Source organism: Promicromonospora sp. MEB111, assembly GCF_030209445.1.
In the GTDB taxonomy this organism is placed as follows: domain Bacteria; phylum Actinomycetota; class Actinomycetes; order Actinomycetales; family Cellulomonadaceae; genus Promicromonospora.
On record NZ_JARVSD010000007.1, the window covers coordinates 255,852 to 267,860 of the forward strand.

Genomic DNA, 12,009 nt, shown 5'->3' on the forward strand with positions numbered 1-12,009 from the left:
GCCCGCCACGCTATACCAGAGTGTGGGCACCGCCCGGCTCGGAGCCCCGGCGTGGCGTGGTTCGGTACCGGGCGGTCAGCGGGCCCGCGGGTGTGCAGCGGCGTAGACCTCGCGCAGGGCGTCGGGCGTGACCATCGTGTAGATCTGCGTGGTCGTGACCGACGCGTGCCCGAGCAGCTCCTGGACCACGCGCACGTCGGCACCGCCGGACAGCAGGTGGGTCGCGAACGAGTGCCGCAGGGTGTGCGGCGAGACGTGCTCCGTCAGGCCGGCCCGGCCGGCCGCGGCCTGCAGGGCGGCCCACGCCGTCTGCCGGGACATGCGGGCGCCGCGCGTGTTGAGGAACAGGGCGGGCGTGCCGCGGCCCGCGGCGGCCAGCGCAGGGCGGGCCCGCACGAGGTAGGCCTCCAGGGCGTCGCGCGCGAACGACCCCACGGGCACCACCCGCTCCTTGGAGCCCTTGCCGAGGAGCCGGACGGCGGTGGAGTCCCCCACGCCGTCGACGTCCAGCCCGACGATCTCGGAGATCCGCGCCCCGGTCGCGTACAGCAGCTCCAGCAGGGCCCGGTCGCGCAGGGGCAGCGGCCCGTCGCCCGCACCGGCGGCGTCGAGCAGCCCGGCGACGTCGTCCACGGACAGCGCGTGCGGCAGCCGCCGCAGCTGGGTGGGCGCCCGCACGTCGGCGGACGGGTCCTCGACCGCCAGGCCCTCCGCCTGCGCGAACCTGTGCCAGCCGCGCACGGCGGCCAGGGCGCGGGCCGTGGACGACGGAGACAGCGGCCGGCCGCCGTCGGACCCCTCGCGCACGGCCTCGACGAAGCTCGTCACGTCGGACTCGGTGATCCCCGCCAGGCCGCCCCGGCCCGCCGCGTCGAGGAACGCCGCGTACCGCACGAGGTCGCGCCGGTAGGCCGCGACGGTGTTGGCCGAGAGGCCCCGCTCCACGCTCAGGTGCGCGAGGTAGTCCCGCAGCGCGCGGTCGAGCCGGCCGCCCTCGACCGGGGCGGACGGGGTGGCAGGCTGGTTCTCGCGGGACGACAGATGGGCCAGTGCGGTGGACACCGGCCCATCATGCCGAGCGTGGCCCGCCCCACGGGCGGGCCACGCCGGGCGGCGGCGACGCGAGGCCGAACCCGCCGACGGCTCAGGCGGGATCGCTCACCCGCGGGAGGTCACGCCGGGTTGATGCCGAACAGCTCGGCGCGCGAGCGGATCACCTGGGCGCGGGCCAGGCGGGGCTTGTCGCTGCCGTCGCGGATCACGGAGCCCGCGGCCTCGAACTCGGCGAAGAAGTCGACGGCCCAGGCCACGTCGGACGACGTGGGCGCGAAGGACTCGTTGATGACGCCCGACTGCTCGAAGTCCAGGCAGAGCTTGCCGGTCATGCCGAGGTTGACGGCGTCGGCCGACTGCTCGCGCAGCAGCGCGTGGGACGAGCCGACCGTGGGGCCGTCCACCGGGCCCGGCAGGCCGCCGATGCGGCTGGCGACCACGAGGCGCGTGCGCGGGTAGGCCATGGCCATGGGCTCGTTGGCGGCGCCGGTGTCGCGGCGGTAGTCGCCGGAGCCGAACGCGAGCCGGAACGCGCCGCGCGCCCGGGCGATGTGCACGGCCTCCTCGATGCCGAGGGCCGACTCCACGAGCGGGATGACGGGCACGTCGCCGCCGAGCCGCTGCGCGGTGTCGATGACGTCGTCCGCGCTCTCGGTCTTGGCGAGCATCACGCCGTTGAGGCCCTCGAGGCCGCGCAGGTAGGCCACGTCGTCGGCCCAGGACGGCGCCTTGCGGTCGTTGATCCGGACCCAGGCGCTGCCGCCGCTCTTGATCCAGCGGATGACGTTCTCGCGCGCCTCGTCCTTCAGGGAGTCGTCGATCGCGTCCTCGCAGTCGAGGATCACCTGGTCCGCCCGGGAGAGCTGCGCCTTGTCGAAGAGCTCGGTCCGCATCGCGGAGAGCAGGAGCCAGGCACGCGCGTAGTCGGGGGCGACGCGCGACTTCTCGCGGGCCGCCCGGCGCGGCGCCAGGTCGGCCTCGGGGACGACGGCGGACGCCGTCGGCAGGCCCGAGGAGTAGCCCGCGGACTGCGCGGCCGGCTGTTCGGCAGGGTCGGTGGTTCGGTCGGCTGGGGTCTCGGTCACGCGCTCAGCCTAGGTGGCCACCAGGGTGCAGGCCGAATCATGACCACCGCTATGCAGAGGTCTGGTCCGGAGCTCAGAAGGGCAGGAAGACGTCCACCGCGACCGCCACGAAGAGCAGCGACAGGTAGGTGATGGAGCCGTGGAACACCTTCATGGCGCCCAGCTTGCCGCTGGCCTTGCCCTGCGCCCGGCGCAGCATCGCGATCGTGGACCAGAGGAACCAGCCACCCAGCACGGCGGCCACCACGGTGTACACCCACGACATGCCCGCGAGCGGGGTCAGCGCCAGCGAGCAGGCGATCATCGCGATCGTGTAGCCCACCATCTCGGCCGCGACGCGCTTGTCGTCGCTGACCACGGGGAGCATCGGCACGTTGGCGTTCGCGTAGTCCTTCTTGAACTTGATCGACAGCGGCCAGTAGTGCGGCGGCGTCCAGAAGAAGATGATGCCGAACAGCGCCAGCGCGGCCCAGCTCAGCCCGCCGGTGACCGAGGCCCAGCCGATGAACACCGGCATGCAGCCGGCGATGCCGCCCCACACGATGTTCTGCGGGGTGCGGCGCTTGAGGATCATCGTGTAGCCCACGACGTAGATCGCGATGGCGCCCAGCGTGAGCCACATCGCGGCCCAGTTGATGACGAGCGCGAACCACGCGAGCGACAGCAGGCCGAGGATCGAGGCGAACACCAGGCCGGCGCGCGGCGTGATCTCCCCCGTGGCCAGCGGACGCTTCTTCGTCCGGTTCATGACCTGGTCGATGTCCCGGTCCCACCACATGTTGAACGCGTTCGCGCTGCCCGCGGCGCCGGCGCCGCCGATCAGCGTGGCGACGATCAGCCAGAAGCTGGGCAGGCCGTCGGCCGCCAGGATCATGGTCGGCACGGTCGTCACGAGCAGCAGCTCGATGACGCGCGGCTTGGTCAGGGCGACGTACGCGCCCGCGCGGCGCATGAACCATCCCCCGGGACGCTGCTCGACGCCGGCCGCGGCCTCGGGGGCGGACGTCTGGGGACGCGCGGTCTGGCCGTTCGTCAGGTGGCTCGTTCTCACGCGCGTCGCAGTTCCGTTCGGGAGAGGCAGGAAGTCGATGACGCACCTGGTCGGCGCTGTTGCCGGTCGGGTGCGTGCCCATGGTACGTCGCGGGGTGACCGGGTCGCGCACCGCGCTCCCGGACGAGCGTGTGAGATTTGTCCACCGCATCCTGGGACGAACAGTCCGTGGACAGCCCTGCGCAACGGATTACGCGCGCGTATAGGGTTGTTGACGCCATCGAACGAAGGGCGGCCGGCATCCCGCCGCCGCCGCACGCACGCTGCGCGGCTCTCCAGCGCGTCCGCTCTCCGGACAAGGACGAGGGTCGACGGCGGAGAGAAAGAGGACTCGTGAACGCTTTCGACCCCGTGCTGAAGCCCCTGGAGTGGTCGGAGCTCGACGAGCGAGCGGTCAAGGCCATCAAGGCGCTGGCCGCGGACGCCGTCGAGAAGGTGGGCAACGGACACCCCGGTACCGCGATCTCGCTCGCGCCGGCCGCGTACCTCCTCTTCCAGAAGGCCATGCGCCACGACCCGTCCGACCCGCACTGGCAGGGTCGCGACCGGTTCGTGCTGAGCGCCGGCCACTCGTCGCTGACGATCTACCTGCAGCTCTTCCTCGCCGGCTACGGCCTCGAGATGGAAGACCTCGCCGCTCTGCGCACCTGGGGCTCCAAGACCCCGGGCCACCCGGAGTTCGGCCACACCGCGGGCGTCGAGATCACGACGGGCCCGCTGGGCCAGGGCCTCGCCTCCGCCGTCGGCATGGCGTTCGCCTCGCGCCGCGAGCGGGGCCTGCTCGACCCGGCCGCCGCCCCCGGCGAGTCGCCCTTCGACCACCACGTGTACGTCATCGCCTCCGACGGCGACCTGCAGGAGGGCGTGACCTCCGAGGCCTCGTCCCTCGCGGGCCACCAGCAGCTCGGCAACCTCATCCTGATCTGGGACGACAACAAGATCTCGATCGAGGACGACACCAACATCGCGTTCACCGAGGACGTGCTGAAGCGCTACGAGGCCTACGGCTGGCACACCCAGCGCGTGGACTGGACCTCGGGCGGCGAGGGCTACGCGGAGGACACCGACGCGCTGGCCGCGGCGATCGACGCCGCCAAGGCCGAGACCGGCAAGCCGTCGATCATCGCGCTGCGCACCATCATCGGCTGGCCGTCGCCCACCAAGCAGAACACGGGCGGCATCCACGGCTCGGCCATGGGCGCCGACGAGGTCAAGGGCCTCAAGTCCGCGCTCGGCCTGGACCCCGAGGCCACCTTCACGATCGACGACGAGGTGCTCGCGTACACGCGTTCCGTCGGCGAGCGTCAGGCCACGGAGCGCGAGGCCTGGGACACGGCCTTCGCGGCCTGGTCCGAGGCGAACCCGCAGCAGGCCGCGCTCCTGGAGCGCCTGCGCTCGTCCGAGCTGCCCGAGGGCTGGACGGACGCCCTGCCGGAGTTCGAGGCGAGCGAGAAGGGCGTCGCGACCCGTGCGGCGTCAGGCAAGGTCCTGACCTCGCTCAAGGACGTGCTGCCCGAGCTGTGGGGCGGCTCGGCCGACCTCGCCGGCTCGAACAACACGACCATGGACGGCGTGCCGTCGTTCGTGCCGACCGAGCACGCGACCAAGAAGTTCCCGGGCGACCCCTACGGCCGCACCCTGCACTTCGGCATCCGTGAGCACGCCATGGGCTCGATCCTGAACGGCATCGTGCTGCACGGCCTGACGCGCCCCTACGGCGGCACGTTCCTGCAGTTCGCCGACTACATGCGCGCCTCGGTGCGCCTCGCCGCGCTCATGAGCATCCCGACCACGTTCGTGTGGACGCACGACTCGATCGGCCTCGGCGAGGACGGTCCGACCCACCAGCCGGTGGAGCACCTCGCGGCGCTGCGGGCCATCCCGAACCTCGACGTCGTCCGCCCGGCCGACGCGAACGAGACCGCCTGGGCCTGGCGCGGCATCCTGGAGAACACGAAGAACCCGGCCGGCCTCGTGCTGACCCGGCAGAACGTGCCCACCTACCCGCGCGGCACCGACGGCTTCGCCGGCGCCGAGGGCACCCTCAAGGGCGGCTACGTGCTCCTGGACACCGAGGGCACGCCCGACGTCGTCCTGGTGGGCACCGGCTCCGAGGTGCAGCTCGCCGTCGAGGCGCGCGAGATCCTCGCGGCCGACGGCGTGCGGGCCCGCGTGGTCTCCATGCCCTCGCGCGAGTGGTTCGACAAGCAGGACGAGGCGTACCGCGAGTCGGTCATCCCGTCCGGTGTGAAGGCCCGTGTCTCGGTCGAGGCGGGCGTGGCGCAGGGCTGGCGCGAGGTGGTCGGCGACGCCGGCCGCATCGTCTCGCTCGAGCACTACGGCGCGTCGGCGGACTACAAGACGCTCTACGCCGAGTACGGCATCACCTCCGAGGCGGTCGCCCAGGCCGCCAAGGAGTCGATCGAGGCGGCGTCCTGAACCGCGCCGGAACACCTGGACACGAGAGAGGAAGGGCACGATGACTGACAGCACCAGCGACAGCGGCGAGAACGTCAGCCCCACCGAGCGGCTGTCCGAGGCGGGTGTCGCCATCTGGCTCGACGACCTGTCCCGTGAGCGCCTGCGCACCGGCAACCTCGCCGAGCTCATGACCAGCAGGAACGTCGTGGGCGTGACCACCAACCCGACGATCTTCGCGGCGGCGCTCGCGCACGGCGACGCCTACGCGGAGACGCTGGCCGAGCTGGCCGGGTCCGACGTGGAGTCGGCCGTGGAGCGCATCACCACGGACGACGTGCGGGACGCGGCGGACCTGCTGCGCCCCGTCTACGACGCCACCGCCGCCGTGGACGGCCGCGTGTCCATCGAGGTGGACCCGCGGCTGGCCCGCGACACGGCGGCGACGGAGACCACGGCCGTCCGGCTGTGGGAGACCGTCGCGCGGCCGAACGTGATGATCAAGATCCCCGCCACGGTCGAGGGCCTGCCGGCCATCACGTCGACCCTGGCCAAGGGCATCAGCGTCAACGTGACGCTGATCTTCTCGATCGAGCGGTACCGGGCGGTCATGGACGCGTTCCTGACCGGCCTGGAGCAGGCCAAGGAGGCGGGCCACGACCTGTCCGTGATCGGCTCGGTCGCGTCGTTCTTCGTGTCCCGCGTGGACGCCGAGGTTGACAAGCGGCTGAACGCCGTCGGCACGGACGAGGCGCTCGCGCTGCGCGGCCAGGCCGCCATCGCGAACGCCCGGCTGGCGTTCGCCGCCTACGAGGAGGTCTTCGCCGGTGAGCGCTGGGCCGCCCTCGCGGCGGCCGGCGCCCAGCCGCAGCGCCCGCTGTGGGCGTCGACCGGAGTCAAGGACCCCTCCTACCGCGACACGATGTACGTCGACGAGCTGGTCGTCGCCGGCGTCGTCAACACGATGCCGGAGAAGACGCTCGACGCCTTCGCCGACCACGGCATCGTGCTGGCCGACACCGTGACCGGCTCGGCCGAGCAGGCGGCCGCGACCATCGCGGCCGTCGAGGCGCAGGGCATCTCGATCGACGAGGTGACCGCACAGCTGGAGGACGAGGGCGTGACGAAGTTCGAGGTCAGCTGGGACGAGCTCCTGACGACCACCAAGGCCGGTCTCGACGGGGCCGGTGCAGAGGCCGGCGAGCGGTGAGGCCGGCCAAGATCGCGCAGGGGGTCAACCCCCTGCGCGACCCTCTCGATCTGCGACTGCCCCGCATCGCGGGCCCCAGCGGGCTCGTGATCTTCGGCGTGACGGGTGACCTGTCGCGCAAGAAGCTCATGCCCGCCGTCTACGACCTGGCCAACCGCGGTCTGCTCCCGCCGGGCTTCGCCCTGACGGGCTTCGCCCGCCGGGACTGGGACGACCAGGACTTCGCCCAGGTCGTGCACGACGCCGTCAAGGAGCACGCCCGCACTCCCTTCCGGGAGGCGACGTGGCGTCAGCTCGCCGAGGGCATCCGGTTCGTGCACGGGTCCTTCGACGACGACGCCGCGTTCGAGCGGCTGCGGGAGACCGTCGAGACGCTCGACAAGGAGCGCGGCACCGGCGGCAACCACGCGTTCTACCTGTCCGTCCCGCCGGCCGCGTTCCCCGTGGTGTGCGAGCAGCTCTCGAAGCACGGGCTGTCGCGTCCCGACGACGACGCGGACGGTGACGGCGTGCACGCCTGGCGGCGCGTCGTCATCGAGAAGCCGTTCGGGCACGACCTGGCCAGCGCCAAGGAGCTCGACGCCGTGGTGTCGAAGGTCTTCGACCCGGACTCGGTGTTCCGCATCGACCACTACCTGGGCAAGGAGACCGTCCAGAACCTGCTGGCGCTGCGCTTCGCGAACACGATGTTCGAGCCCATCTGGAACTCGAACTACGTGGACCACGTGCAGATCACCATGGCCGAGGACATCGGCATCGGTGGCCGTGCCGGCTACTACGACGGGATCGGCGCCGCACGCGACGTCATCCAGAACCACCTGATCCAGCTCCTGGCGCTGGTGGCCATGGAGGAGCCCGTCAACTTCGACGCCGCCGAGCTGCGTGCCGAGAAGATCAAGGCGCTCTCGTCCGTGCGTCTGCCCCGTGACCTCGGCAAGCACACGGCCCGCGGCCAGTACGAGGCCGGCTGGCAGGGCGGCGAGGAGGTGCCCGGCTTCCTCGAGGAGGACGGCATCGCGAAGGACTCCACCACGGAGACCTTCGCCGCGATCCGGGTCGACGTCGACAACCGCCGCTGGGCGGGCGTCCCGTTCTACCTGCGGCACGGCAAGCGCCTGGGCCGCCGCGTCACCGAGGTGGCCGTGGTGTTCAAGAAGGCGCCGCACCTCCCGTTCGAGACGTCGCTGACGTCCGAGCTCGGCAACAACGCCCTGGTCATCCGCGTGCAGCCCGACGAGGGCGTCACCATGCGGTTCGGCGCCAAGGTGCCGGGCACGGCGATGCAGGTGCGCGACGTGACGATGGACTTCGGGTACGGGCACTCGTTCACCGAGTCCTCCCCCGAGGCCTACGAGCGGCTCATCCTCGACGTGCTGCTCGGCGACCCGCCGCTGTTCCCGACGCGCGAGGAGGTCGAGCTGTCCTGGAAGATCCTCGACCCGATCACGTCCTACTGGGCGCGCAAGGGTCAGCCGGAGCCGTACGCCTCCGGCACCTGGGGTCCGCCGTCGGCCGACGCCATGATGGAGCGCGACGGCAGGACCTGGAGGAGGCCCTGATGATCATCGACATGCCGGACACCACGACCAACGACGTCAACAAGCGTCTGGTGCGCCTGCGCGACGAGGGCGGTGCGGTGGCCCTCGGCCGCGTGCTCACCCTCGTGGTGCTGGCCGACGAGCGTGACGTCGAGGAGTCGGTCGAGGCCGCGAACGACGCCAGCCGGGAGCACCCGTGCCGCGTCATCGTCGTCGCACCGGCGGCGCGCGGTACCAGTTCCCGGCTCGACGCGCAGATCCGCGTGGGCGGTGACGCCGGCGCCTCCGAGGTGGTGGTGCTGCGCGCCTTCGGCCCGCTCCTGGAGCGGACGGACACGCTGGTGATGCCGCTGCTGCTGCCTGACGCACCGATCGTGGCCTGGTGGCCGCGGGAGGCGCCGGCGGTGCCGTCGCAGGACCCGGTGGGCGCCATGGCGACCCGCCGGATCATCGACAGCACCACCGCGAAGAACCCGGAGGAGATGCTCGGCAACCTCGCCGGGACCTACGCCCCCGGCGACACCGACCTCGCGTGGGCGCGCGTCACCCTGTGGCGGGCGCTCATCGCGGCGGCCGTGGAGCAGCCGCCCTTCGAGCCCGTGCTCTCCGTGACGGTCGAGGGGCAGAAGGAGCACACGTCGCTCGACCTGCTCGCGGCCTGGCTCGGCGCCCGGCTGAACTGCCCGGCCGAGGTGGTGCGCACCGCCAGCGACGACGCGATCACGCGGGTGGTGCTGGAGCGCAAGAGCGGCCCCATCGTGCTCGACCGGCCGGACGGCCGCACCGTCACGATCACCCAGCCGGGCAAGCCCGCACGCCGGATCGCCCTGCCGATCCGCGCGCTCAACGAGGCCCTGATCGAGGAGCTGCGCCGGCTCGACCCGGACGAGGTCTTCGAGGAGGTCCTCACGCGGGGTCTGGGCCAGGTCACCAACCGGACGGCGGCCTGATGACCGAGGCGTCCGGGGCGCGGCTCGTCGTGGTGCACCCCGACAAGGAGGTGCTCGCGCAGGCCGCGGCCGCACGCCTGCTGACGCGCGTCCTGGACGTGCAGTCGGTGCGCTCCCCCGTGCACGTCGTGCTCACGGGTGGCACGGTCGGCATCGCGACGCTCGCGGCGGTGGCCGCGAGCCCGCTCGTGCCGGCGATCGACTGGTCGGGCGTGCACCTGTGGTGGGGCGACGAGCGGTTCCTGCCGGACGGCGACCCGGACCGCAACGAGACGCAGGCCCGGGAGGCCCTGCTCGACGGCCTGGTCGCCGAGCACGGGCTCCCCGAGGCCAACGTCCACGCGATGCCCGGGCCGACGTCGGTCGCCACGCCCGAGGAGGGCGCGGCGGCCTACGCGGCGCTGCTCGCCGAGCACGCGCAGGGCGAGACGGGCGGTGTCCCGGCGTTCGACGTCCTGCTGCTCGGCATGGGCCCGGACGGCCACGTCGCGTCCCTGTTCCCCGGCCACGAGGGACTGGACGCGCAGGGCACGACGACGGGCGTGCACGGCTCGCCCAAGCCGCCGCCGGAGCGGGTCTCGCTGACGTTCGACGCGATCCGGTCCGCCCGTGAGGTGTGGGTCGTGGCGGCGGGCGCCGAGAAGGCGGAGCGCGTGGCGGCGGCCCTGGCCGGCGACCCGGTCACGGAGGTGCCCGCCGCGGGCGCCGTCGGGCAGGCACGGACGCTGTGGCTGCTGGACCTGGAGGCCGCGGGCGCGACGACGGCGACGTAGTCGCACGAGCTGGTCGTGCAGAAAGAGGTAGCCACCCGGTGCGAACCGGGTGGCTACCTCTTTGTGTACGACTGCTTCGCCGCGAAAAACTCTTAGCGTGCTACGCGGCCACCACGGCGGACCCGCAGTGCCTCCAGCGCCTCCTCCAGGAGGGCCGCGCCGTCCTCGTCGGACCGGCGTTCCTTCACGTAGGCGAGGTGCGTCTTGTACGGCTCGTTCCGCACGGGAGCCGGCGGGTTCACCGGGTCCATCCCCGCGGGGAAGCCGCACCGCGGGCAGTCCCACTGCGTGGGCGCCTCGACGTCCTCGCCCACCGAGAAGCTCGGTGCCGTCTCGTGCCCGTTTGCACACCAGTAAGAAACTCGGATGCGCGGGGCGGTGTCGCCCCGCTCCGTCTCCCCGAGGGGGCCGGCGCCTACCCGGCTCCCCCGAATCGCATGACCGCCTGATGCCACGTCTGTCGTCCCCTCTGTGTGTGGCCGTCAGCTGCTAGGCGCTTGGCGACCGGGTCAGCTGACCTTCTGGATGAGTCCGAGCAGGACGATCACCACGGCCCACACGAGGGCGAAGGCGATTGTGATGCGATTGAGGTTCCGCTCGGCCACGCCGGACGAACCGGCGCCCATCGAGATACCGCCACCGAACATGTCGGACAGACCGCCACCCTTGCCCTTGTGGAGCAGGATGAGCATGGTGAGAAAGCCACTGGTCAGGACCAGCAGGACTTCCAGGATGATGCGGAGCGCGTCCACGGTTCACGTCCTCGGTTGTAGATGTGCCAGGGCGATCCCCGGCGGCGGATTCGGTCAAGAATAAGCGAGACGTACCTCACATTGCGAACCCCCTGATCAGGCCTGGGAAAGCCCCGAAAAGGGAGTGGCACCTGGAACGTCACGCCCGTGTGAGGGTACCTCAGGCAGGTTGCGGGAAACGTGCGCCCTGCCCGACGTGTCAGACCCACAGGTCACCGGGGTGAGCTGTGGGTCTGACATGTCAGGGAGGGTGCTCAGCGATCAGGTCTCAGACTGTATTTTCTGTCGCCTGAGACCGCCGCTCCGCTCCGGGCGAGTGCCTCGTTCCTCGGCCCTCACCCTGCGCTGCGCTCTGGTCTCAGGCGACGACGTGGGACTGGTAGCGGGCGATCTTCGCGAACTCCTCGGGGTCGAGGCTCGCGCCGCCCACCAGCGCGCCGTCGACGTCGGGCTGCGCCATGATCTGCGCGACGTTGCCCGACTTCACGGAGCCGCCGTACAGGACGCGGACGCCGTCGGCGACACCCGGGTCGCACAGCTCGCCCAGCACCCGGCGGATCGCGCCGCAGACCTCCTGCGCGTCGTCGGGGGTCGCGACCTCGCCGGTGCCGATGGCCCAGACGGGCTCATAGGCGATGACGATCTTGGCGACCTGCTCGGCCGGCACGTCGGCCAGCGCGGCCTCGACCTGCGCGAGGGTGTACGAGACCTGGTTGCCCGCCTTGCGGACCTCCAGGCCCTCGCCGACGCACAGGATCGGCGTCAGGCCGTGCGCGAACGCGGCACGCACCTTGTCGTTCACGACGTCGTCGGACTCCGCGTGGTACTCGCGGCGCTCCGAGTGGCCGATCACCACGTAGGTGCAGCCCAGCTTCTTCAGCATCGTGCCGGAGATCTCGCCCGTGTAGGCGCCGGACTCGTGCTTGGACACGTCCTGGGCACCGTAGACGATCTCCAGCTTGTCGGCGTCGACGAGCGTCTGCACCGAACGCAGGTCGGTGAACGGCGGGATGACCGCCACCTCCACCGCCGCGTAGTCGTGCTTGGCGTCCTTCAGGGTCCAGGAGAGCTTCTGGACCGTGCTGATCGCCTGCTGGTGGTCCAGGTTCATCTTCCAGTTGCCCGCCATCAGCGGCGTGCGGGTGGTAGCCACGTGCTTCTTCTTTCTCTTCAGAGGTA

Annotated in this window: 11 protein-coding genes; 5 read left to right on the top strand and 6 right to left on the bottom strand. The window is 71.7% G+C overall.

Going from position 1 to position 12,009, the window contains the following annotated elements; all coding sequences use genetic code 11:
• Positions 1–75 precede the first annotated feature (75 nt).
• From xerD to QRN56_RS07995, 3 genes are all read right to left on the bottom strand, one after another.
• A complete protein-coding gene (xerD, locus tag QRN56_RS07985; RefSeq protein WP_502928771.1) occupies positions 76–1,041 on the bottom strand; it encodes a site-specific tyrosine recombinase XerD in 966 nt (321 codons plus the stop codon).
• 131 nt (positions 1,042–1,172) lie between these two features.
• Positions 1,173–2,024, bottom strand: a complete 852-nt coding sequence (locus tag QRN56_RS07990) for an HpcH/HpaI aldolase/citrate lyase family protein (protein WP_285102475.1) — start codon at positions 2,022–2,024, stop codon at positions 1,173–1,175.
• 187 nt (positions 2,025–2,211) lie between these two features.
• The gene (locus tag QRN56_RS07995) at positions 2,212–3,189 is read right to left on the bottom strand and encodes a heme o synthase (protein WP_502928765.1); all 978 of its coding nucleotides are present in this window, start codon (positions 3,187–3,189) and stop codon (positions 2,212–2,214) included.
• Between the two features lie 333 nt (positions 3,190–3,522).
• Here QRN56_RS07995 and tkt point away from each other — a divergent pair, with 333 nt between their 5' ends.
• Genes tkt through pgl form a run of 5 tightly spaced genes read left to right on the top strand, consistent with a single transcriptional unit; the run spans position 3,523 to position 10,078 of the window.
• Positions 3,523–5,628, top strand: a complete 2,106-nt coding sequence (tkt, locus tag QRN56_RS08000) for a transketolase (RefSeq protein ID WP_285102285.1) — start codon at positions 3,523–3,525, stop codon at positions 5,626–5,628.
• A gap of 40 nt (positions 5,629–5,668) precedes the next feature.
• A complete protein-coding gene (tal, locus tag QRN56_RS08005; RefSeq protein ID WP_285102286.1) occupies positions 5,669–6,817 on the top strand; it encodes a transaldolase in 1,149 nt (382 codons plus the stop codon).
• Complete coding sequence (gene zwf, locus QRN56_RS08010; protein WP_285102288.1) at positions 6,814–8,376, top strand: glucose-6-phosphate dehydrogenase; 1,563 nt, start codon at positions 6,814–6,816, stop codon at positions 8,374–8,376. The genes tal and zwf overlap by 4 nt, the downstream gene beginning before the upstream one ends.
• Positions 8,376–9,305 (top strand): glucose-6-phosphate dehydrogenase assembly protein OpcA, encoded by a 930-nt coding sequence (opcA, locus tag QRN56_RS08015; RefSeq protein WP_285102289.1) that lies wholly within the window; start codon positions 8,376–8,378, stop codon positions 9,303–9,305. Before zwf ends, opcA begins: the two co-directional genes overlap by 1 nt.
• Positions 9,305–10,078 (top strand): 6-phosphogluconolactonase, encoded by a 774-nt coding sequence (gene pgl / locus QRN56_RS08020; RefSeq protein WP_285102291.1) that lies wholly within the window; start codon positions 9,305–9,307, stop codon positions 10,076–10,078. The genes opcA and pgl overlap by 1 nt, the downstream gene beginning before the upstream one ends.
• Before the next feature lie 92 nt (positions 10,079–10,170).
• Here pgl and QRN56_RS08025 read toward each other — a convergent pair whose 3' ends face one another.
• The 3 genes from QRN56_RS08025 to tpiA form a co-directional block, all read right to left on the bottom strand.
• A complete protein-coding gene (locus tag QRN56_RS08025) occupies positions 10,171–10,533 on the bottom strand; it encodes an RNA polymerase-binding protein RbpA (protein ID WP_285102292.1) in 363 nt (120 codons plus the stop codon).
• A 54-nt stretch (positions 10,534–10,587) separates the two neighbouring features.
• Entirely contained in the window at positions 10,588–10,830 is a 243-nt protein-coding gene (gene secG, locus QRN56_RS08030; RefSeq protein WP_020014806.1) for a preprotein translocase subunit SecG, read from the bottom strand.
• Between the two features lie 358 nt (positions 10,831–11,188).
• Positions 11,189–11,959 (bottom strand): triose-phosphate isomerase, encoded by a 771-nt coding sequence (tpiA, locus tag QRN56_RS08035; protein ID WP_285102476.1) that lies wholly within the window; start codon positions 11,957–11,959, stop codon positions 11,189–11,191.
• Between the last annotated feature and the right edge of the window lie 50 nt (positions 11,960–12,009).